This is a genomic window from Hydrogenophaga sp., assembly GCF_011390835.1.
GTDB lineage: Bacteria > Pseudomonadota > Gammaproteobacteria > Burkholderiales > Burkholderiaceae_C > Hydrogenophaga.
Genome location: NZ_JAABRQ010000013.1, coordinates 35,042 through 57,104 on the forward strand (window position 1 = coordinate 35,042; position 22,063 = coordinate 57,104).

The 22,063-nt window shown below is 65.0% G+C and carries 19 protein-coding genes; 12 read left to right on the plus strand and 7 right to left on the minus strand.

What is annotated here, in order from left to right; all coding sequences use genetic code 11:
* Positions 1-3 precede the first annotated feature (3 nt).
* From sdhD to GPT34_RS09425, 3 genes are all read right to left on the minus strand, one after another.
* Complete coding sequence (gene sdhD, locus GPT34_RS09415; protein WP_291011459.1) at positions 4-369, minus strand: succinate dehydrogenase, hydrophobic membrane anchor protein; 366 nt, start codon at positions 367-369, stop codon at positions 4-6.
* 24 nt (positions 370-393) lie between these two features.
* Entirely contained in the window at positions 394-825 is a 432-nt protein-coding gene (sdhC, locus tag GPT34_RS09420; RefSeq protein WP_291011461.1) for a succinate dehydrogenase, cytochrome b556 subunit, read from the minus strand.
* Positions 826-986: 161 nt separating this feature from the next.
* Positions 987-1,802 (minus strand): GntR family transcriptional regulator, encoded by an 816-nt coding sequence (locus GPT34_RS09425; RefSeq protein WP_291011463.1) that lies wholly within the window; start codon positions 1,800-1,802, stop codon positions 987-989.
* Between the two features lie 226 nt (positions 1,803-2,028).
* Between GPT34_RS09425 and GPT34_RS09430 the strand changes: the two genes are divergently transcribed.
* From GPT34_RS09430 to acnB, 4 genes are all read left to right on the plus strand, one after another.
* A complete protein-coding gene (locus tag GPT34_RS09430) occupies positions 2,029-3,015 on the plus strand; it encodes a malate dehydrogenase (RefSeq protein WP_291011465.1) in 987 nt (328 codons plus the stop codon).
* 124 nt (positions 3,016-3,139) lie between these two features.
* The gene (locus GPT34_RS09435; RefSeq protein ID WP_291011467.1) at positions 3,140-4,171 is read left to right on the plus strand and encodes an aldolase/citrate lyase family protein; all 1,032 of its coding nucleotides are present in this window, start codon (positions 3,140-3,142) and stop codon (positions 4,169-4,171) included.
* On the plus strand, positions 4,168-4,668 hold the full coding sequence (locus GPT34_RS09440; RefSeq protein ID WP_291011469.1) for a hypothetical protein: 501 nt from the start codon (positions 4,168-4,170) through the stop codon (positions 4,666-4,668). Before GPT34_RS09435 ends, GPT34_RS09440 begins: the two co-directional genes overlap by 4 nt.
* A 73-nt stretch (positions 4,669-4,741) precedes the next feature.
* Positions 4,742-7,327: a bifunctional aconitate hydratase 2/2-methylisocitrate dehydratase gene (gene acnB / locus GPT34_RS09445; protein WP_291011470.1), complete on the plus strand. Its 2,586-nt coding sequence runs from the start codon at positions 4,742-4,744 to the stop codon at positions 7,325-7,327.
* A gap of 74 nt (positions 7,328-7,401) precedes the next feature.
* On the opposite strand, the gene GPT34_RS09450 is transcribed toward acnB, so the two are convergent.
* Positions 7,402-8,289, minus strand: a complete 888-nt coding sequence (locus tag GPT34_RS09450) for a DUF364 domain-containing protein (RefSeq protein WP_291011472.1) — start codon at positions 8,287-8,289, stop codon at positions 7,402-7,404.
* Between the two features lie 97 nt (positions 8,290-8,386).
* Here GPT34_RS09450 and GPT34_RS09455 point away from each other — a divergent pair, with 97 nt between their 5' ends.
* The 8 genes from GPT34_RS09455 to GPT34_RS09490 all read left to right on the plus strand — a co-directional run bounded on the left by GPT34_RS09455 (position 8,387) and on the right by GPT34_RS09490 (position 19,162).
* Positions 8,387-11,278, plus strand: coding sequence for an aconitate hydratase (locus GPT34_RS09455; RefSeq protein ID WP_291011475.1), 2,892 nt, complete (start codon positions 8,387-8,389; stop codon positions 11,276-11,278).
* Between the two features lie 106 nt (positions 11,279-11,384).
* A complete protein-coding gene (locus tag GPT34_RS09460) occupies positions 11,385-12,293 on the plus strand; it encodes a trypsin-like peptidase domain-containing protein (protein ID WP_291011477.1) in 909 nt (302 codons plus the stop codon).
* Between the two features lie 41 nt (positions 12,294-12,334).
* Positions 12,335-13,336 carry a MoxR family ATPase gene (locus tag GPT34_RS09465; protein ID WP_291011479.1) on the plus strand — a complete coding sequence of 334 codons (1,002 nt, stop codon included), beginning with the start codon at positions 12,335-12,337 and terminating at the stop codon, positions 13,334-13,336.
* A gap of 98 nt (positions 13,337-13,434) precedes the next feature.
* On the plus strand, positions 13,435-14,364 hold the full coding sequence (locus GPT34_RS09470) for a DUF58 domain-containing protein (RefSeq protein WP_291011480.1): 930 nt from the start codon (positions 13,435-13,437) through the stop codon (positions 14,362-14,364).
* 76 nt (positions 14,365-14,440) lie between these two features.
* Positions 14,441-15,520 carry a VWA domain-containing protein gene (locus GPT34_RS09475; RefSeq protein WP_291011481.1) on the plus strand — a complete coding sequence of 360 codons (1,080 nt, stop codon included), beginning with the start codon at positions 14,441-14,443 and terminating at the stop codon, positions 15,518-15,520.
* Positions 15,521-15,602: 82 nt separating this feature from the next.
* Positions 15,603-16,826 carry an FAD-dependent monooxygenase gene (locus GPT34_RS09480; protein WP_291011482.1) on the plus strand — a complete coding sequence of 408 codons (1,224 nt, stop codon included), beginning with the start codon at positions 15,603-15,605 and terminating at the stop codon, positions 16,824-16,826.
* A 140-nt stretch (positions 16,827-16,966) separates the two neighbouring features.
* Positions 16,967-17,941 (plus strand): tripartite tricarboxylate transporter substrate binding protein, encoded by a 975-nt coding sequence (locus GPT34_RS09485; RefSeq protein WP_291011483.1) that lies wholly within the window; start codon positions 16,967-16,969, stop codon positions 17,939-17,941.
* A gap of 39 nt (positions 17,942-17,980) precedes the next feature.
* Positions 17,981-19,162 (plus strand): phage tail sheath subtilisin-like domain-containing protein, encoded by a 1,182-nt coding sequence (locus tag GPT34_RS09490; protein ID WP_291011484.1) that lies wholly within the window; start codon positions 17,981-17,983, stop codon positions 19,160-19,162.
* A 2-nt stretch (positions 19,163-19,164) separates the two neighbouring features.
* Here the strand turns inward: GPT34_RS09490 and kynA are convergent, their stop codons facing one another.
* Genes kynA through kynB form a run of 3 tightly spaced genes read right to left on the minus strand, consistent with a single transcriptional unit; the run spans position 19,165 to position 21,940 of the window.
* Complete coding sequence (gene kynA / locus GPT34_RS09495) at positions 19,165-20,037, minus strand: tryptophan 2,3-dioxygenase (RefSeq protein WP_291011485.1); 873 nt, start codon at positions 20,035-20,037, stop codon at positions 19,165-19,167.
* Positions 20,037-21,314 carry a kynureninase gene (gene kynU / locus GPT34_RS09500; protein WP_291011486.1) on the minus strand — a complete coding sequence of 426 codons (1,278 nt, stop codon included), beginning with the start codon at positions 21,312-21,314 and terminating at the stop codon, positions 20,037-20,039. Before kynU ends, kynA begins: the two co-directional genes overlap by 1 nt.
* Complete coding sequence (gene kynB / locus GPT34_RS09505) at positions 21,311-21,940, minus strand: arylformamidase (protein WP_291011487.1); 630 nt, start codon at positions 21,938-21,940, stop codon at positions 21,311-21,313. The genes kynU and kynB overlap by 4 nt, the downstream gene beginning before the upstream one ends.
* Between the last annotated feature and the right edge of the window lie 123 nt (positions 21,941-22,063).

Below are 22,063 nucleotides of genomic sequence, written 5' to 3' on the forward strand. Positions count from 1 at the left end.
AAATCAGAGCCTCCAGAGAACTTGAACGGCCCAGCCCAGACAGGCGACCAGCCAGACCATCGTGAACACGTGCAGTAAGACGCGGACACCGGCGGGCTTCACATAGTCCATCCAGATATCGCGCATGCCGACCCACACATGGTAGGTGAGGGCCAGAAACACAACGAAGGTGAGGGCCTTCATCCATTGGGCGGCGAAGATGGCGGCCCAGGATTCGTAGCCGATCGGGCCCGAGGTGAACACCACCTGCAGCAGGACGATGAGCGTGAACACCGCCATCACGGCGGCGGTGAGGCGCTGGGCCAGCCAGTCGCGCAGACCGTAGTGGGCGCCGGTGACGACGCGTTTGGAACCGTAGTTGACAGACATGGTGGGTGATCCTTGTGGTGTTGCTCAGTACAGGCCGAAGAGCTTGGCGCCCAGCACCAGGGTGAGGCCGATGCTCAGCACCAGCGTGACAATGGCCGACGACTTGCCAAATTCCTTGGTCACTGCGTGGCGCGCATCCATGAACAGGTGGCGCAGCCCGGCGATGAGGTGGTGGAGGTAGGCCCAGATGAGGGCCAGCACCACGAGCTTGAAGAGCCAGCCGGGAATAAAGCCGATGCCGGCCGTAAATGCCGAGGTGAAGCGCGCGAACGAGATTTCGGAGGAAATCGAGGTGTCGAACAGCCAGACGATCAGGGGCAGCAGCACAAACATCAGGCCGCCGCTGGCGCGGTGCAAGATGGAGACCCAGCCTGCCGGGGGCAGGCGGTAGGTGGTGAGGTCCTTGAACGCATTGATGTTGCGGAACTCGGGCCGCTTGCGGCTCAATTCGGTCATGGTGAGGGGCTTTCTTGCGGAGGTGGGGGCGGGAGGTTGGCAGGCGATGTAACGGCTTGGTAACTCGGTCGCGCAGGACTCAAATTCTAGGGCAAGGCAACATACTGGAGGCTGACGCTGGGGCGATTGACCTGCAACGCGCTCGGTGTCGCACGTTCAGCTCAGTTCAACTCATTGCGGTAGTGCCTGCAGTCGGTGCGGTAGAGGCCGCGCCGCAGCTCCATGGGCACATCGTTGTAGGTATAGGCGATGCGCTCCACGCTCAGCAGAGGCTGGCCTTCGGCCACATTGAGCAGCGCGGCGGCCTCCGCATCGGCGCTAACCGCCTTGATTTTCTCGACTGCGCGCACCATGCGCACGCCAAACTGGGTCTCGAACAGGGCGTACATCGGGCCTTTGTCATCAGACAGGGTCTCCACCGTCAGGCCCTTAAACGGTCCGCCTGGCAACCAGATCTCTTCCAGGATCGCTGGCAACGCGTCAAAAGACAATACGCGGCGCACCTGCAGCACCGGGTCGCCGGTACGGGCACCCAGCTGGCGCGCCACTTCTGCGCTGGCGCGCTGGCGGCGGCAATCGATGATGTGGCGCTCGGCCGGCCCCTGGCTGTCGAGATCGCCGGTATCGGGCAACAGGCGCAGAAAACGGTACTGAATGTGTTGCTCGGCATGGGTCGCGACGAAGGTGCCCTTGCCTTGGCGGCGCACCAGCAGGTTGTCGGTGGCGAGTTCGTCGATCGCCTTGCGCACCGTACCCTGGCTGACTCGGTAGCGCGCGGCCAAATCGAACTCGCTGGGAATGGCGTCGCCCGGTTTCCATTCGCCAGCCTGCAGGCTACGCAGGATGAGCGTCTTGATCTGCTGGTACAGCGGGCTGAAGGCCGGCGCTGTCTGACCCGCGAACTCGCCCTCGGCGCGTGCCTCGGCTGGCAGTGCAGTTGCCGGGTTGGAGGGGGGCGTGACGGGCGAGGTGGGCATGCGAAATCTGGTAGTCGAAGGGTGTTCGGCTGGCGCAATCATATCTTATATAAGACATAAGACAAATTGACTTATCAGGGTTTGCGCGAGTACACTTGCTGGCTGACTTTGACCCCTGTTTTGCGGGTTTACCCGCAGGCTAGCGGCCCCTGTCTCCGGGAAGCATGGAATCGAATGCTTCCCCGACCGCTTGTTTCCAACCAACGTCCCTATCTGGAGTTTTTACATGAGCAAGAAGCCTGTACGTGTTGCCGTCACCGGTGCTGCCGGTCAGATCGGCTATGCCCTGTTGTTCCGCATCGCCTCGGGCGAAATGCTGGGCAAAGACCAGCCCGTCATCCTGCAGCTGCTGGAGATTCCCGACGAGAAGGCCCAGAAGGCGCTCAAGGGCGTGATGATGGAGTTGGACGACTGTGCTTTCCCGCTGCTGGTGGAAATGACCGCACACGGCGACCCGATGACCGCCTTCAAGGACGCCGACTACGCCTTGCTGGTCGGCTCGCGTCCGCGCGGCCCCGGCATGGAGCGCGCCGAACTGCTGGCCATTAACGGCGCCATCTTCACCGCCCAGGGCAAGGCGCTCAACGCCGTGGCCTCGCGCAATGTCAAGGTACTGGTAGTGGGCAACCCGGCCAACACCAACGCCTACATTGCCATGAAGAGCGCACCCGATCTGAAGCCCGGCAACTTCACCGCCATGCTGCGCCTGGACCACAACCGCGCTGCCAGCCAGCTCGCCGCCAAGACCGGCAAGGCCGTCTCCAGCATCAAGAAGCTGGCTGTGTGGGGCAACCACTCTCCTACCATGTACGCCGACTATCGCTTCGCCACCATCGACGGCGCCAGCGTGAAGGACATGATCAACGACCAGGTCTGGAACAAGGACGTGTTCCTGCCCACCGTGGGTAAGCGCGGCGCGGCCATTATCGAAGCGCGTGGCCTCTCCAGCGCGGCTTCGGCGGCCAACGCCGCCATCGACCACATGCGCGACTGGGCGCTGGGCACGAACGGCGAGTGGGTCACCATGGGTATCCCGTCACAAGGCTGGTACGGCATCCCGAAGGACGTGATGTTCGGCTTCCCGGTAACCTGCGAAAACGGCGAATACAAGGTGGTCGAAGGTCTGGATATCGATGCTTTCTCGCAAGAGTGCATCAACAAGACCCTGGCCGAGCTCGAAGGCGAGAAAGACGGCGTCAAGCATCTGCTGTGACCCCCCTGCGCCGCTTCGCGTCTTCCCCCCAGGGGAATCAAACCAGTGGCCCGGCGAAGCCGGTTCCACGGCTTGTGCTGGAAGCGCGCCACGGCGATCGCTGCTTGCTCATTGATTTGTGCACGTGAAACCGCATCCTCGCGACATCTTGCTCGGTGCCCAGGCTGGCGCGTTGGTGCTGCCGGTCTGTGACCATTACAGCGGCGTGCCGGCGCGCATGAAGAAGAGCCTGCAGCTGCAGGCCGAGATGACGGCCGAGTTCGGTACCTGCGTGTTTGACGTCACGCTGGACTGCGAAGACGGTGCGCCGGTGGGTGGCGAGGCCGAGCACGCGGCGCTGGTGGCCGAGCTGGTCACCCAGGCTGGCGCGTCTGCCCGGATCGCGGTGCGCGTTCACGCGGTCGACCACCCCGCTTTTGAAAGTGATGTGAACACCATCGTCGGCAATGTGGGGCGGCGCATGACGCACCTGATGGTGCCCAAGGTGGACACCCTGGCCGACTTGGCTGTTGCTGTGGCCGCGCTGGACCGCGCTGGCGCCCAGGCGCTGCCGATCCATGTCTTGATCGAGTCGCCGCTGGCGGTGCGAAACGCGTTTGACATCGCCGCTCATCCGCGGGTGCAGTCGCTGAGTTTCGGATTGATGGACTTTGTGTCAGCCCACGGTGGCGCCATCCCTGGCGAAGCCATGTCCTCGGCGGGCCAGTTCAACCACCCTCTGGTGGTTCGTGCGAAGCTGGAGATGGCCGAAGCTTGTCATGCAAATGGAAAAGTGCCTTCGCACTGCGTGGTCACCGAATTCGCTGACACGCAGGCGGTGCAGGCGGCGGCGCAGCGCGCGGCGCGCGAACTCGGTTACACCCGCATGTGGAGCATCCACCCCCAGCAGATTCGCCCAATACTGAGCGCCTTTGCACCCACCGAAACTGAGGTGGAGACGGCGACACGGATCGTGGGCGCGGCAGCCGATGCCGACTGGGGCCCCATCAGCTTCCAAGGCCAGCTTCACGACCGCGCCAGTGTTCGTTACCACTGGCAGGTGCTGGTGAGGGCGCACCAGACCGGTCGCGCCCTGCCGCCTGAGGCCGTGGCCTGGTTCGATCCGGGCTGTAAGCCAAGGCCGCTGGCTTCACCATTGCAGGAGACAAACCGATGAAATGGCTGCTACCCACCCTGATTCTGGCTTTCGCGACCAGCGCCGCGCAGGCGCAGGCGGCTGCCGCGCCCAAACAAAGCAGATCCCACAATGGCAAGGCCACCCAGGTCGCGCAACCGGCGCCGGAGAGGGATCTCACGCCGACGGAGCTGGCGGTGGCCGAGCGAGTTCACGTGGGCCGCTTGCCGTGTGAGCTGGGGCAGGTGGTCACGCTCACGCCCGATGCCCAGTCGCCGGGTTACTTTGACCTGCAGGTGAAAAAAGCCAAGTTCCGCATGTTCGCGGTGGAAAGCAAGTCCGGCGCTGTGCGCTTGGAGGCGCTCACCGGCGACGCCGTCTGGCTGCAGCTGTCCAATAAGTCGATGCTGGTCAACTCCAAGCTGGGACAGCGCATGGCGGATGTTTGCACCAGCCCCGAGCAGCTGCTTGTGGCCCAGGCGTTTGAAAAATCACCACCTCCCGGCCTGCTGGACGACCCCGTCGTCACCCGACCTTGACCCGCTCTGCCAGCCCGGGCGGGACCCGTTTTTTGCCAGTTGAATTTGTTTGAAACGTACGGAGAAAAAAATCATGTTGAAAGCCTACCGTGACCATGTGGCCGAACGCGCCGCCCTGGGTATTCCCCCCCTCCCATTGAGTGCGCAGCAAACCGCCGATCTGATCGAGTTGCTGAAGAACCCACCCAAGGGCGAAGAAGCCACGCTGCTTGAGCTGATCACGCACCGCGTGCCGGCCGGCGTGGACGATGCCGCCAAGGTGAAGGCCAGCTACCTCGCTGCCGTGGCCCACGGCACCGAGAAGTGCGCGCTGATCAGCCGCGAAAAAGCCACCGAGTTGCTGGGCACCATGCTGGGTGGCTTCAACCTCACGCCGCTGATCGATCTGCTGGACGACGCAGTCGTGGCGCCGGTGGCCGCCGAGGGCTTGAAGAAAACCCTGCTCATGTTCGACCAGTTCCACGATGTGAAGGACAAGGCCGACAAGGGCAACGCACTGGCCAAGGCCGTGGTTCAGAGCTGGGCCGACGCCGAGTGGTTCACCAGCCGCCCCGAAGTGCCCAAGAGCATCACGCTCACCGTGCTGAAGGTGACCGGCGAGACCAACACCGATGACCTGTCGCCCGCGCCCGATGCCTGGAGCCGCCCCGACATTCCGCTGCATGCACTGGCCATGCTGAAGAACAAGCGCGAGGGCATCACGCCCGAAGAAGACGGCAAGCGCGGCCCGATCAAGTTCATCGAAGACCTGCGCGCCAAGGGCCACCTGGTGGCCTATGTGGGCGACGTGGTCGGCACCGGATCCAGCCGCAAGTCGGCCACCAACAGCGTGCTTTGGTTCACCGGTGAAGACATTCCCTTTGTCCCCAACAAGCGCTTCGGTGGTGTTTGCCTCGGCTCCAAGATCGCGCCGATTTTCTACAACACCATGGAAGACGCTGGCGCGTTGCCGATCGAGCTGGACGTGAGCCAGATGAACATGGGCGACACCATCGAGCTGCGCCCCTACGAAGGCAAGGCGCTGAAGGACGGCAAGGTGATCGCTGAGTTCACGGTGAAAAGCGAGGTACTGTTTGATGAAGTGCGCGCCGGTGGCCGCATTCCGCTCATCATCGGCCGCGGCCTCACCGCCAAGGCGCGGGAAGCCTTGGGCCTTAAGCCTTCCACCCTGTTCCGTCTGCCGGTCGTGCCGTCTGGCAAGGTCAAGGGCTTCACCCTGGCGCAGAAGATGGTGGGGCGTGCCTGTGGCCTGCCTGAAGGCCAGGGCGTGCTGCCCGGCACCTACTGCGAACCCAAGATGACCAGCGTGGGCAGCCAGGACACCACCGGCCCGATGACACGCGACGAACTGAAAGACCTGGCCTGTTTGGGCTTCAGCTCTGACCTGGTCATGCAGTCTTTCTGCCACACCGCCGCCTATCCCAAGCCCGTGGACGTGACCATGCACCACGAGCTGCCCGATTTCATCAGCACGCGTGGCGGCATTTCGCTGCGCCCGGGCGACGGCATCATCCACAGCTGGCTCAACCGCATGCTGCTGCCCGACACCGTGGGCACTGGTGGTGACAGCCACACCCGTTTCCCCATCGGCATTAGCTTTCCGGCAGGTTCCGGCCTGGTGGCTTTTGCTGCAGCCACCGGCGTGATGCCGCTGGACATGCCCGAGTCGGTGCTGGTGCGATTCAAGGGCAAGATGCAACCCGGCGTGACGCTGCGCGACCTGGTGCACGCGATTCCGCTCTACGCCATCAAGGCCGGCTTGCTGACTGTGGAGAAGAAGGGCAAGAAAAACATCTTCTCTGGCCGCATTCTGGAGATCGAAGGTCTGCCCGACATGAAGGTGGAGCAGGCTTTTGAGCTGAGCGACGCGTCTGCTGAGCGCTCAGCCGCTGGTTGCACCGTACGCCTGAACAAGGAGCCGGTGATCGAGTACATCAACTCCAACATCGTGCTGCTCAAAAACATGATCGCCCAGGGCTACCACGACGAGCGCACCATCGCCCGCCGCATCAAGGCCATGGAAGCCTGGCTGGCCAAGCCCGAGCTGCTGGCGCCCGACGCGGGTGCAGAGTACGCCGCCGTGATCGAGATCGATCTGGCAGAGATCAGCGAGCCCATCGTCTGCTGCCCGAACGACCCGGACGACGCCAAGACCCTGTCTGACGTGGCCGGTGCCGCCATCGACGAGGTCTTCATCGGCTCGTGCATGACCAACATCGGTCACTTCCGTGCAGCGTCTAAGCTGCTGGAAGGCAAGCGCGACATCCCGGTGAAGCTGTGGATGGCACCGCCCACCAAGATGGACGCCAAGCAGCTCACCGACGAAGGCCACTACGGGGTGTTCGGTGCCGCTGGTGCCCGCATGGAAATGCCGGGCTGTTCGCTGTGCATGGGCAACCAGGCGCAGGTCAGAGAGGGCGCCACGGTGATGAGCACCAGCACGCGCAATTTCCCCAACCGCCTGGGCAAGAACTCCAACGTCTACCTCGGTTCGGCCGAACTGGCCGCGATTTGTTCCAAGCTGGGCAGGATCCCGACCAAGGCCGAGTACCTGACCGACATGGGCGTGCTCAGCACCAACGGCGACGCGGTCTACAAGTATTTGAATTTCGACCAGATCGACGAGTACGTGGACACCGCCAAGGGCGTGGCGGCCTGATCGCCGTTCCGATTGCATCACCAGCGGCCTTCGGGCCGCTTTTTTTTGGGTTGTGCGAGCGGAGCCAACGCAGCTCAGGCGGCCGAGGCGCCAATGCCAGTCAGGGCGCGCCAGCCTGGCCAGTCGCGCCTGCCAATCGCGAATTTGGCCGCTGCCGCGCTCCACGACGCGCCACTGGCCATGGCTTCGCGGAACGCTGAAGGGTCAATCACCCGCGTGCCGCCGAGCAGGGTGACGCCGCGTTCAAACAGGGCGTCGGGCCAGAGACCGGCCGAGGGTCCAATCACCGCGAAGTGCTCGGCGCGCGGTGCGGCTGTCAGCATGTCGTCCAGGGTGTCGTTGAGCAGCATGGTCGAGGTGCCGACCACGAGGTTGCAGTCTTCCAGGGTCGAGCGGTCCAGCGAAATCGACAAGCCGGGGAAGCGCTCGCGCTGGCGCGCCACCATGGCTCCGTTCATCTCCACCACACTCAGCCGCCCGCCAGCTTCGGTCACCCGCTGCACCAGCGGGGGAAAGAAGCCGATCATGCCGAGGTGGTCGTGCGGCCCCAGTTCGATGTCACCCAGCGAGTTGCCGGCGGGCGGTGGCTGGTAGCCCACCTGGCGCCAGACCGAATCGGTCAAGGCGTTGATCGCGGCCAGCGCCAGGGCACGCTCGACCGCGCTGCCATCCACCAGCCGGTGGGCCAGTACCAAAGGGTCGGCGCCAGCCAGCGGCGCGCTCGCCCTGCTGCCATGCTGGGCCACCAGCGCCTGCAGGGTGTCACCCAGCAGCACGTAAGAGAGACCAAAACCGCCATCTGCCAGTTCAATGGCGCAGAACTCGGCATCGTGCGGCTGGCCGGTGGGTGCGCGCGCCGGTACATGAAGCTGGACCACCGGTGAGGGCGTAAACACCTGCGCAATGCGCTTAATCTGCGCGAGCAGGCTGTGGGCAATCGGCGTAAGGTTGGGCATGGTCATGCACCATCGTATCGCCTGGCCACGTTCGAATCCGCCCGTTTCGGGCGACAGTAACCGCGCCGTGGTCACAGGTATGCGGGCGGTTCACAATGGGTAGGTGTCTGTTCCCCAAGAGGAGTGTTTCGTGACCCCTTTCCCGTCTTTTGCGCACCCGTTTGCATCCGTCGTCAAACCGTTCAAGACCGCCAGTGGCAAAGCCGGGCGGCTGTATTCGCTACCCGCGCTGACCAAACAATTTCCGAACATCAAGCGTCTGCCGGTGTCGCTGCGCATCGTGCTGGAGAGTGTGCTGCGCCACTGCGATGGCGAGCGGGTGACGGCCGAGCACGTGAAGCAGCTAGCGAACTGGGCGCCCAAGGCAGCACGCACCGACGAGATTCCGTTCACCGTGGCGCGGGTGGTGTTGCAGGACTTCACTGGCGTGCCGCTGCTGGCTGACCTGGCGGCCATGCGCAGCACTGCTGAGCGGCTGGGACATGACCCGAAAAAGATCGAGCCGCTGGTGCCGGTGGACCTGGTGGTCGACCACTCGGTGATGGTTGATTACTACGGCACCAAGAATGCGCTTGACCTGAACATGAAGCTGGAGTTCCAGCGCAACCACGAGCGCTATCAGTTCATGAAATGGGGCATGCAGGCGTTTGACACCTTCCGCGTGGTGCCGCCCGGCTTTGGCATCGTGCACCAGGTCAATCTGGAGTACTTGGCGCGCGGCGTGCACCTCAAGGGCGGGCTGTATTACCCCGACACCCTGGTCGGCACCGACAGCCACACCACCATGATCAACGGCATTGGCGTGGTGGGCTGGGGTGTGGGCGGCATCGAGGCCGAAGCGGCGATGCTGGGCCAGCCGGTGTACTTCCTCACGCCCGACGTGGTGGGGTTCGAGATGAGCGGCCAGCTGCGCGAGGGCGTGACCGCGACCGACCTGGTGCTCACCGTGACTGAGATCCTGCGCCAACACAAGGTGGTTGGCAAGTTCGTGGAGTTCTACGGCCCGGGCACCGCGTCGCTCACCCTGCCCGACCGCGCCACCATCGCCAACATGGCGCCCGAGTACGGCGCGACCATGGGCTTTTTCCCTGTCGACGACAAGACGCTGGACTACTTCCGCGGCACCGGCCGAAGCAAGGCCGAGATCGAAGCGTTTGAAGCCTACTTTCGCGCCCAGGGTATCTTCGGCGTGCCCGGAGCGCCGGGGGCGACGATCAAGGCTGGCGAGATCGACTATTCGCAGGTGGTCAAGCTCGACCTGGGCTCGGTCACGCCCAGCCTGGCCGGCCCCAAGCGGCCGCAGGACAGAATCGAGCTCGGGCAGGTCGCGACCCAGTTCGCATCGTTGTTCAGCAAGCCCAACGCTGAAAACGGCTTTAACCAACCGGTAGAGAGACTGGCCATGCGCGTGAAGGTGCACCCAGACGGCGGTCGGGCCGCCGGATCGGGTGTGACCGAAGCACCCGCCGGCGCGCCGCGCGATCTGGCGGAGATGGTGGGCAACCGGCCCGCGCTGGCCGCGCGGCCAGCCTCTGGTCAGAAAGACATCACGGTAGGCAACGGCGACGTGCTGATTGCCGCTATCACCAGCTGCACCAACACCAGCAACCCCAGCGTGTTGCTCGCCGCAGGCCTGCTGGCCAAGAAGGCAGTGGAGGCGGGACTGAGGGTGCAGCCGCACATCAAGACCTCGCTGGCACCCGGCTCACGAATCGTGACCGAGTACCTCACCCAGACCGGCCTGCTGCCCTACCTGGAAAAGCTTGGCTTCGCGCTGGCGGGCTACGGCTGCACCACATGTATCGGCAATGCCGGCGACCTCACACCCGAGCTGAACGAGGCGATCATCAAGAACGACCTGGTGTGCGCTGCGGTGCTGTCGGGCAACCGCAACTTTGAGGCGCGCATCCACCCCAACCTCAAGGCCAACTTCCTCGCCAGCCCACCGCTGGTGGTTGCCTATGCCATCGCCGGCAATGTCAAGACCGATTTGATGACCGAACCGGTGGGTATGGGCAAGGGCGGTAAGCCCGTCTACCTGGGCGACATCTGGCCGACCAGCGAAGAAATCCACCGCTTCATGAAGACCGCGATGAACGGCAAGGCCTACCGAGAAAACTACGAGCGCGTGAAAAGCGAGCCGGGCAAGCTGTGGGAGCGCATCCAAGGCGTGAGCGGCGAGGTCTACAACTGGCCAGAGAGCTCATATATCGCCGAGCCTCCGTTCTTTGAGGGTTTTTCGCCGGATCAACCGGAAGTCGTGGACGCAGCGGTGAAAGGCGCTCGCATCATGGCGCTGTTTGGCGACTCCATTACGACCGACCACATTTCACCCGCTGGCTCCATCAAGGAGAGCTCACCGGCTGGTCAGTGGCTGCGTGATCGAGGTGTTTTGAAGGCCGACTTCAACAGCTTTGGCGCGCGCCGTGGTCACCACGAGGTGATGATGCGCGGCACGTTTGGCAATGTGCGCATCAAAAACCTGATGCTGCCCGCCGACAAAAATGGTTCGCGCGAAGAGGGCGGTTTCACTTTGTACGAAGGCAAGGGCGCCAAGGTCTCGATTTACGATGCCGCCATGCGCTATCAGGCGGCCGGTGTGCCCACCGTGGTGCTGGCGGGTGAGGAATACGGCACCGGCTCCAGCCGCGACTGGGCGGCCAAGGGCACGCAGCTGCTGGGCATCAAGGCCGTGGTGGCGCGCAGCTTCGAGCGCATCCACCGCAGCAACCTGGTGGGCATGGGCGTGTTGCCGTTGCAGTTCAAGGCCGGTGACTCCTGGGAAACCCTGGGCCTCAAAGGGGATGAAACCATTGACGTGCTGCCCCACCCCGAGCTGCGACCCCAGAGCGAAGCCACGCTGGTGATCACCTCGCCGGGTGGCCAGCGGCGCGAGATCCAGCTGGTGCTGCGTATCGACACGCCAGTGGAGGTGGCCTACTACCGCGCTGGCGGAATCCTGCCCTACGTGCTCAGGCAATTGTTGAGCGCTTGAGCGGGGCGCCGCAACGCGGCATGATGTATCGAACCGCGTCCATCCTGGCGCGGTGACCCAGCCGCCGGACCCGGCCCTGCCGGACCCGTGGCGCCAAGGAGCTGCCATGCGAAAGCCCGCTCTCTACAGCCGGTCGGACCGAGGCTCGACTGCGCGGGTACCCCAGCCGCCGGCGACGGACACGGTGGTGCCTTCCGTACCCCGCGCTCGCTGGCGCACCGCACTGTCGGCTGCGGCGGTCAATCCACGGGTGATGTGGGCGGCCTTGGCCCTGCTGGCCACGCTTCTACTGGTCAGCGTGCTCCAGCGTGGTGCGCTGGGCCCCAAGGCGCTGACCCAGAAAGACATAGACGCCGCGGTGCTGCGCACGCTCACCACCCAGAACATGCCCTCGGCTGCGGCACGCGCGGCCGAAAAGATCCGCCCCGCAGTGGTGCGCGTCATGTCGTTCGCGAAGAACAAGCAGGGCGAAGAGGTGGAGCAAGGCGTGGGCACTGGCGTGGTCATCGTCGACAAGGGGGTCATCCTCACCAACCTGCATGTGGTGCAGTCGGCGCAGGTGATCAGGCTGGTGTTTGCCGACGGCAGCGAGTCGGAAGCGTCGGTGACGGGCGCGCAGCCGGAAAATGACCTGGCGGTGCTGCAGGCCAAGACCATTCCCGATGACCTCATCGCCGCCACGATGCGCAGCACGGCTGACCTAGTGCCAGGCGACCAGGTGGTGGCGATAGGCTTCCCGTTTGGCATCGGCCCCTCCACCTCGGCCGGCGTGATCTCCGGCCTTGGGCGCTCGTTCCGCTCGCCCGAGGGCGAGCAGGAAATTGGCAACCTGATCCAGTTCGACGCCGCGGCCAACCCGGGCAATTCGGGCGGGCCGCTGGTCACCATGAGTGGCGAAGTGGTCGGCATCGTCACCGGCATCCTCAACCCCACCAGCCACCGCACGTTTGTGGGCATTGGTTTTGCTGTGCCCATCGAGAGTGCTGCGTCTGCCGCTGGTTTGCCCCCTTTCTGAACGCCTGAAACGCTGAATCTGAACCTTACCCAGGAGACCCCATGGACCAGAATGCCACCCCCGACACCGCCCAGCTAATGGAGCAGATCCTGTACGAAGTGAAACGTGTGGTGGTCGGTCAGGACCGTTTTCTGGAGCGGGTCATGGTCGCGATGCTGGCACAGGGTCACCTGCTGGTGGAGGGTGTGCCAGGGCTGGCCAAGACCCTCACTGTGAAGACCCTGGCCAACGTGGTGCAGGGGCGTTTCAAGCGCATCCAGTTCACGCCCGATCTGGTGCCTGCCGATCTGGTGGGCACGCGCATCTACAACCAGAAAAACGGCGATTTCAGCACCGCGCTTGGCCCCGTGTTTGCCAACCTGCTGCTGGCCGACGAGATCAACCGAGCGCCGGCGAAAGTGCAGAGTGCGCTGCTGGAGGTGATGCAGGAGCGCCAGGTGACGATTGCCGGCGAGACACACAGGGTGCCCACGCCGTTTTTGGTGATGGCGACGCAAAACCCGATCGAGACCGAGGGCACCTATCCGCTGCCCGAGGCGCAGGTGGACCGTTTCATGATGAAGGTGCTGGTGGATTACCCGACCGATGAAGAAGAGTTCGTCATCGTCGAGCGGGTCACCGGGCCGGCAGTGCAGGTGCAGGCGGTAGCCACCACCGATCAGCTCGCCGCGCTGCAGGCCCAGTGCCGCGAGGTGTATGTGGACCCGGCGCTGGTGCAGTACGCGGTGAAGCTGGTCTCGGCCACGCGCACGCCCGACAAGCACGGCATCAAGGACCTCGCCCGCTTCATTACCTACGGTGCCAGTCCTCGCGCCACCATTGGCTTGGTGGAGGGCGCGCGCGCCCTGGCCATGCTGCGCGGGCGCAGCTACGCGCTGCCCGAAGACATGACCGACCTGGTGCCCGATGTGCTGCGCCACCGCGTGGTGCTGTCCTACGAAGGCCTGTCCGAAGGGCTGACCAGTGATGCGCTCATCGGCCGCATCATGGCCGGCGTCAAGCCGCCTGCGCGGCCCCTCGAACACGAAAAGAAAGCGGCTTGACGGCGCGTTGCCCCATGTTTGGCCTTTTCAAAAAAAGACGCCCTGAAGCCGAAGTGCCAGCGCCACCGGCGGCTGAGCCGTCGGAGCGCGCAGATGCCATGCTGCAGCGCCTGGAATGGACCGTGATCCGCCGGCTCGACGGCCTGCTGCAGGGCGATCACCGCACGCTCATGCGCGGCAGTGGTCTGGACCTGGCCGACTTGCGCGAGTACCAGCACCATGACGACGTGCGCCATATCGACTGGAATGTGACGGCGCGCCTGCAGCAGCCGCATGTGCGCGTGTTCACCGAAGATCGTGAAATGTCGGCCTGGTTTCTGCTGGACCTGAGTCCATCGGTCGACTTCGGTTCGGGCTCGCAACGCAAGAGCGAGCTCTTGCTGGGTTTTGTTGCGGTGCTGGCCCGCCTGATCAGCCGCCACGGCAACCGCGTGGGAGCGGTGCAATACGGCGCGCTGGGCCAGGCTCAGGTCGACGCGGTGCTGCCTGCGCGAGGAGGACGCGCCCAGGTGCTGCGCTTGATGCAGCTGGTGCGCAAAGGGGTGGCCGCATCGTCGACTCCGTCCAAGAACAATGGCGTGACGCGACTGGCCGATCTGTTGAGGAGCGCCACCCATGCAGTGCGCCAGCGCAGCACGGTGTTCGTGGTGTCGGATTTCATCAGCGAACCGGGCTGGGAAAAGCCGCTGGGGGAGCTGGCCCGGCGCCACGACGTGGTGGCGGTGCGGTTGCTCGATCCGCTGGAGCTCAACCTGCCCGACTTGGGCCTGGTGACGGTGCGCGATGCCGAGACCGGCGAGCAGATGCTGGTGGACACGCACGACAGCGGTTTTCGCCAGCGCTTCGCCCGAATCGCCGCGCAGCGCGAGGCTCTGCTGCGTGAGAGCTTGAACCGAGCTGGTGTGGACACGCTGGAGCTGGCCACCGACGACGACCTGGCCGATGCCATCCTGCGCTTCGTGGACCTGCGCCGTCGCCGCAGTGCCTTGCGCGCCGGGCAGCCACTGCCCGCCCACATGACCCGGTGATGCCTGCCATGCCGAATGATCTCTTGCTTGTTTTGCGTTCCGCCCGGCGCGGGGCACCGCACTTGGGAGCCCGACCATGAACACCAACCTCTCCAACTTGCCCGTCACCTTTCTCTGGCCGCAGTTCCTCTGGCTGTTGCTGGCGCTGCCCCTGCTGGTTCTGCTGTATTGGTGGTTGCTGCGCCGCCGGCGTCAGGCGTCGCTGCGGTTTGCCAGCCTGTCCATCGTGCGCGAAGCCATGGGCAAGAGCCCAGGCTGGCGCCGGCATGTGCCGCCGTTCCTGTTGCTGCTGGCGTTCGCCGCCATGCTGCTGGCCTCGGCTCGGCCCATGGCCACCATCGTGCTGCCCAGCACCGAGCAGACCATCATCCTGGCCATGGACGTCTCGGGCAGCATGCGCGCCGAGGATGTGGAGCCCAACCGCCTGGTGGCATCACAAAACGCAGCCAAGGCTTTTCTGGCCGACTTGCCTCGCCATGTGAAAGTGGGCATCGTCGCGTTCGCCGGCACGGCGCAGGTGGTGCAGCCGGTCACGCTCAGCCGCGAAGACCTGAATGCGGCGATCGACAAGTTCCAGCTGCAGCGCGCCACCGCCATCGGAAGCGCCCTGGTGGTCGCGCTCGGCGAGCTGTTTCCAGGCCAGGGCATCGACCTGGCCAGCCTGACCTACGGGCGCAACAACGATCCCTTCGCGCCACGAGGGCGCGCGATCGATCAGCCCAGGACCGAGCAAAAGGCTTTTCAACCGGTGCCGCCGGGCTCCTACGGATCGGCAGCCGTGATCCTGCTCACCGACGGTCAGCGCACCACCGGCGTCGAAACGGCCGAGGCGGCCAAGATGGCGGCGGACCGCGGTGTGCGGGTGTACACCGTGGGTGTGGGCACGGTGGATGGCGAAGTCATCGGCTTTGAAGGCTGGTCCATGCGGGTCCGGCTGGACGAAGATACGCTGAAAGAAGTCGCCAAGACCACGCTGGGCGAGTACTACTACGCCGGCACCGCTGAAAATCTCAAGCAGGTCTACCAGTCGCTCAGTTCCCGGCTCACGGTGCAGAAGAAGGAGACGGAGGTCTCCGGTCTGCTGGCCTTGTTCGCTGCGCTGCTGGTGATGGTGTCCGCTGGTCTGTCGCTGGCCTGGTTCAACCGCGTGCTCTGAGCCAACCCGCCTGGACGCCGGCGGCGGGCGGCGTTGCGTCGGGTCAAACCTTCCGCACGGATGGGCTGCACAATCGACAGCCATGACGCAAGACGTGATCGTGGTCGGTGGGGGTATCGGTGGCCTGGGTGCTGCCCTGGCAATGGGCCGCTCGCAGATTCGTGTGCAGCTGCTGGAGCAGGCCACCGCTTTTGGTGAGGTGGGAGCGGGCTTGCAGCTGGGGCCCAATGCGGTGCGCGTGCTGGCCGACTGGGGTCTCAGCGATGCATTGGTGGACTGCGCCGCTTTTCCCGAAGCCTTGATGGTGCGCGACGCCCACGCGGGCAGCGTGCTGGGTCGGCTGCGACTGGGTCAGGCGATGCAGAAGCGCTATGGCCATCCCTATGCCACGCTGCACCGCGCCGATCTGCACGCTCTGTTGCTGAACGCCGTGCAACAGCAGGCACCGGTGTCGCTTCAGCTCGGTGCGCGCGTGGCGGGATACGCCGAGAGCACCAACGGGATTCGGGTGACGCTGGAAGACGATACCGCGTTCAGCGCCCAGGCCTTGATTGGCAGCGACGGGCTCTGGAGCCGCGTGCGCAGCCAGATGCTGGGCGCGCAGCCGGTGCGAGCCAGCGGTCACCTGGCCTACCGTGGCATGGTGCGCAGTGCCGACCTGCCGCTGGCCTTGCGCGCGCCGGTGGTCACCGCCTGGCTCGGACCGCAGCTGCATGTGGTGCATTACCCGGTGAAGCGTGGAGATTGGTTCAACGTGGTGGCGGTGGTGCATGGCGTGCTGGGTCAGGGTCACGGCGGTGCGGTGGGCGCCGATCCCCGCAGCTGGTCGCACCAGGCCCAGGCGGCCGATTTGTTTCGCGCCCTGGGGCCGGCCCACAGCGAGCTGCTGGCCATGATCGACGCGGTGTCCGGCTGGACACTCTGGGCGCTCAACGACCGACCGCCGATGCGCGGACCCGGTGAGCATGCGCAGGGTCGCGTGGCGCTGCTGGGTGACGCCGCTCATCCGCTGCGCCCCTACCTCGCCCAGGGCGCCGCGATGGCGCTGGAAGATGCCTGGACACTGGACCGCCTGCTTGCTGAACAGGGGGCGGTGTCTGCAGACACCTGGCCTCGTTTGCTAGAACGTTTCGCGCAGGCGCGCTGGCAGCGCAACGCGCGCGTGCAGCAGCGCTCGGCGCGCAACGGCTCCATCTTCCACGCCAGCGGAGTGGTGCGCCTGGGGCGCAACGCCGCCATGGCCGCGCTGGGAGAAGCGCTGCTGGACAATCCCTGGCTCTATGCCGGCCCGCCCGAGCCTGTGTAGTCCCCCTTCGCCGCCGCGCGGCTTCCCCCGAGGGGTAGCACACCTGAGGCCCGGCGAAGCCGGTTCCTTGGGGCGTGCTGGACACGCGCCTGTGTGAGGGCTGTTAACCTGCTGTCTTTTTGACCCAACAGGATCGCAAGATGCACCGCACTCAACGCCGTTTTGTCATCGCCGCCGCTATCGCGCTGGCTTGCGCCACTTCGTCCGTGTTCGCTCAGGCCACCTGGCCCAGCCAGCCGATCAAGCTCGTGGTGGGATTCCCTGCGGGCTCCTCGCCCGACCTGATGGCCCGCACCCTGGCCGAACCGCTTGCGCAGGCGCTGGGTCAGCCGGTGGTGGTGGAGAATCGCGCCGGTGCCGGCGGCAACATCGCGGCGGCCTCGGTGGCTCGCGCAGACGATGACCACACCCTGGGTTTGATGATCAACGGCAACCTCACCATTGCCAAGATCCTCAACCCGGCCACCACCTACGACCCGCTGACCGATCTCACCCCGGTGTCGCTGATCGCGGTGGCGCCGCTTGTGCTGACTGCGCCAATGAGCGCACCGGCGGACGGCGCGGCGTTTCTGGCCGCGGCGCGCCAGGCGGGTGATCGCTGGAACTACGGCACGCCTGGTGTGGGCACCGTGGCCCATCTGGGCATGGAGCTCATCAAATCGCGCGCTGGTATCTCGCCGGTGCACGTGCCCTACACCGGCAACCCCCAGGTGATCACCGCCATGATCAGCGAGCAGGTGCAGCTGGCCTTACTGCCACCAGGTCTGGCGATGGCCCAGGTACGAGGCGGCAAATTGCGCGCCATCGGTGTGACGTCGGCCGGCCGCAGCAGCGTGGTGCCCGAGGTGCCCACGCTGACCGAAGCCGGTGTGCGCAACCTGCAGCTGGAAATCTGGAATGCGGTGGCAGCACCCAACAGCCTGCCCAAGGCCCACGTGAAGCGCTTGTCGGCGTTGCTGGTCGAGATTGTTCGCCGTCCCGACGTGCGCGAAAAAATCCTGGCACAAGGCTGGCAGGTCACCGGTACGTCACCCGAAGGCCTGGCCAACCGCATCCGCGTCGACACAGCTGCCATGTCGGACGTGATCCTGCGCAACGGCATTCAGGCCAAGTGAGCTGAGCTTCGCTCGGGACCAGGCTCAAGGAGTCACCATATGCCTTACCTGGCCCCGGGCGTCTACATCGAAGAGAACGGCTTTCTGCCGCGGAGCATTCAGCGGGCGCCGACCAGTGCGGCGGTCTTCATCGGTCCGACGCTCAAGGGACCCATCGGCGGCCACGCCGGGTCCGCTTCGCCGCTCACGTCTTACCCGGATTTTGAGCGCACCTACGGCCGGCCTGCCGACGCTGGCCTGAGCCCTGGCACGGTGTCCGCGCTGCAGGCCTTTGCCCTTTCTGTGCGGGCATTCTTCGGCGAAGGCGGATCGCGGCTGTATGTATCGCGAGTGCCAGGCCAAGACCCTTCTACCGCTGAATATGTGCAAGCGCTGGCCGCGACCGAAGCCATCGAAGACATCGCCATCGTGGCGGCGCCCGGCAGCACCGCCCTGGCTTCAGGCCCCGGCAGGGTCAACCGTCCGCTGGAGATCGCCAGGGTCTTGCTGGCGCATGTGGCGCGACCCGGTGCCCACCGCTTTGCGGTGCTGGATACACCGCCGGGGCTGACGGTGGCGCAAGCGTTGAGCTGGCGCCACCAGCTCAATGCCGTTCACGCCGCGCTCTACTACCCGTGGGTGTCATCGCCTGGCGGATCGGGCGACGTGTGGTTACCTCCATCGGGATCCGTCTGCGGCATCTATGCCCGTGTTGACGCGCGGCGCGGCGTGCACCGAGCACCTGCCAATGAAGTGGTGACGGGGGCGCTGCGTCTGGAGGTCAACCTGGATGCGACGCAGCTGGAGCAGCTCAACCCAGCCGGTGTGAATGGCTTGCGCCAGGTGCCCGCACGAGGCATTCGCGTGTGGGGTGCTCGCACGATTTCCAGCGACCCCGAGTGGCGGTACGTGTCCAGCCGGCGCCTGATGACCTGCATCGAGGCCTCGATCCAGCGGAGCCTGCGCTGGGTCGCGTTCGAGCCCAATAGCGAACGCCTGTGGACTGAGGTGCAGCTGAGTATCGAAACCTTCCTGACTCAAGAATGGCGCGCGGGAGCCTTGGTTGGCGAGCGACCTGAGCAAGCCCTTTTCGTGCGCTGCGGTCTCGGCAGCATGACACAGGACGATTTGGATCAAGGTCGCCTGGTGTGCGACATGGGCGTCGCTCTGACGCGCCCTTCAGAGTTCAGCATCCAGCGTTTCGTGATCAGGACGGCCAGCGCAACCGGGGGCCGAGTCTGATTTCAGAGGTCGGTCCGCAACGACCAGATCTCCGGAAACAACACGACGTCCAGCATCTTGCGCAGGTAGCTCACACCGCCGGTGCCACCGGTGCCGCGCTTGAAGCCGATCACACGCTCGACCGTGGTCACGTGACGAAAGCGCCAAAGGCGGAACGCGTCTTCCAGATCGGTGAGTTCTTCGCCGAGTTGGTACAGGTCCCAGTGTTGCTGCGGGTGACGATAAACCTGCAGCCAAGCCTGCTCGACCGCCGGGCTGGCGCTGTAGGCCTGGGTCCATTCGCGCTCCACATGGCTGGCTGGCACGGGCAGGCCTCGCCTAGCCAGCAGGCGCAGGGCCTCGTCGTACAAAGAAGGCGCTTCAAAGGCGGCTTGCACCATGGCCAGCCGAGTTGGATTGTGGGCGTGAGGCTGGAGCATGGCGGCATTCTTGTTACCCAGCGCGAACTCGATGCAGCGGTATTGAAAGCTCTGAAAGCCGCTGGACTTGCCGAGGTAGGGTCGCATGGCGCTGTACTCGGGCGGTGTCATGGTGGCCAGCACGTCCCACGCGTGCACCAGCTGCTCCATGATCTTGGACACCCGGGCGAGTTGCTTGAACGCCGTGGGCAGTTCGTCGCTGGCGACGTTGCGCACGGCCGCAGTGAGCTCGTGCAGCATGAGTTTCATCCAGAGTTCACTGGTCTGGTGTTGCACGATGAACAGCATCTCGTCGTGCGCGGGCGACAGCGGTTGTTGTGCGCTCAGGATGCTGTCGAGTTGCAGGTAGTCGCCGTAGCTCATGTCGTGGCTGAAGTCGAGCTGGGCTTTTTCTTCCTTCACGATGCGCTCGCCGGGTGCGCTGGCGCCTGGGTTGGCTTGGTGCGGGCACGTCATCAGGTCACCGCGTGTTTCTGGTTGAACTCGGGTTGTTTCCACTCGCTCGATTCGAGCACGTGGCGCAGCTGCTCCACTGCGTGCCACACATCTTCAAAGCCGAGGTAAAGCGGGGTGAATCCGAAGCGCAGGATGTCCGGGTGGCGGTCACCATCACCGGCACGGAAGTCGCCCACGACGCCGCGTTGGATCAAGGCCTGCACGATGGCGTAAGCGCCATCGCTTCTCGTGAGGCAAACCTGTGAGCCGCGTTGCTGGTGATCGTCAGGAGTCGCCAAGCCCAAACCGTGTCCAGCACAGCGGACTTCAACCAGTTGAATGAACAGGTCAGTGAGCGCCAGCGACTTCTTGCGCAATGCACTCATGCCGCCCAGTGACTCGGCCGCGAGCGTGGCATCCAGCCCGCAGTCCAACGCGGCCAGGCTGATGATGGGCTGGGTGCCGCACTGGTAGCGGGTGATGCCCGGCGCGGGCTGGTAGTCGGGCGTAAAAGCGAACGGGGCAGCGTGGCCCCACCAGCCAGCCAGCGGCTGCCAGCAGCGATCAGTGTGCATCGGGTTGACCCAGACAAAGGCCGGTGCGCCGGGTCCGCCGTTCAGGTACTTGTAGCCGCAGCCGACCGCGAAGTCGGCGCGCGCCGCGTGCAGGTCGACCGGCACCGCGCCAGCGCTGTGCGCCAGGTCCCACACCATCAGCGCGCCCTCGGCGTGGGCGGCGGCGGTCACGGCGGCCATGTCGTGCATGGCGCCGGTGCGGTAGTTCACGTGAGTGAGCATGAGCACGGCCACCTGAGCAGTGAGGGCTTGCCTGACGCCCTCGGGTTCCACCAGCACCAGCTCGAACCCGCGCTCTTTGCACAGTGCTTCGGCGATGTAGAGATCGGTCGGGAAGTTGCTGCGCTCGCTCACTATTTGCCGGCGCGTGGGAGCGTCCTGCGCTGCGATGTTCAGCGCCGCCGAGAGCACCTTGTAGAGGTTGATCGAGGTGGTGTCGGTCGCCACCACCTCTCCAGGTCCGGCGCCAATCAGCCGCGCGATCTTGTCGCCGACCCTTTGCGGCAGCTCGAACCAGTGATTCTTGTTCCAGCTCTGGATCAGGTCGGTGCCCCACTCGCGGGTGACCACATCGGCCACGCGCGCCGCGGCGGTTATGGGCAACACACCGAGCGAGTTGCCGTCGAGGTAGATCACGCCGGGGGGCAAGGCAAACAGATCGCGCAGCGAGCGCAAGGGGTCTTGCGCGTCGAGCGCGCGGCAGTCGTTCAAGGTGATGGTCATGGGAGCGATCGGAGTATGGCGCGCACCGGCGAGGCGTCGGCCGTGGTGAGTTTCAGGGGCAGGGCGATGAGCTCGTAATCGCCTTCGGGAACGTCGTCGAGCAGCAGGTTTTCCAGCACGCGCAGGCCGCGGCGGCGAATCACTTGGTGGCTGTCCAACGTCTTGCTTTCGGCCGGGTCGATGCTGGCGCTGTCTATGCCGATGAGCAACACACCGAGGTCTGCGAGGCGCTTCACGGTGTCCGCGGCGAAGGCGGGCAGGGCGGCGTCGAAACGGTCTTGCGGCATGCGCTCATAGGTGCGCACCAGCACGCGTGGCGGCAGGTCGGCCAGTGCGTGATCCAGGTCGCTGATCTGCACCAGCGGGGTCACGCCCATGGCGTGAATGACGCGGCAGGGGCCGAGAAAGGGCTCAAGGTCCAGCGTGCCCACGGGTGCACCGTCGGGGTCGTAGTGCAGCGGAGCGTCAGCGTGGGCGCCGGTGTGGGGCGACAGGGTGATGGCGCTCACATTCACCGGGCAGCCAGGCCCGAGCGTGGCCGACCAGTGCTGCTGGTAGGCCGTGTCGCCCGGAAACACCGGGCTGCTGGCGTGGAGGGGTGGTGAGATGTCCCAAAGGCGTTTCATGCCCGTGAAGGTAACGAAGCTGGCGCGCAGTGGTGTCGGTTAATTCCAACAGCCTGCGGGTGAATGTGCTCGGTCGGGCTTCGCGGGTTGATGCGCCTCAAGTGCCGCAAAAATATTTGCATC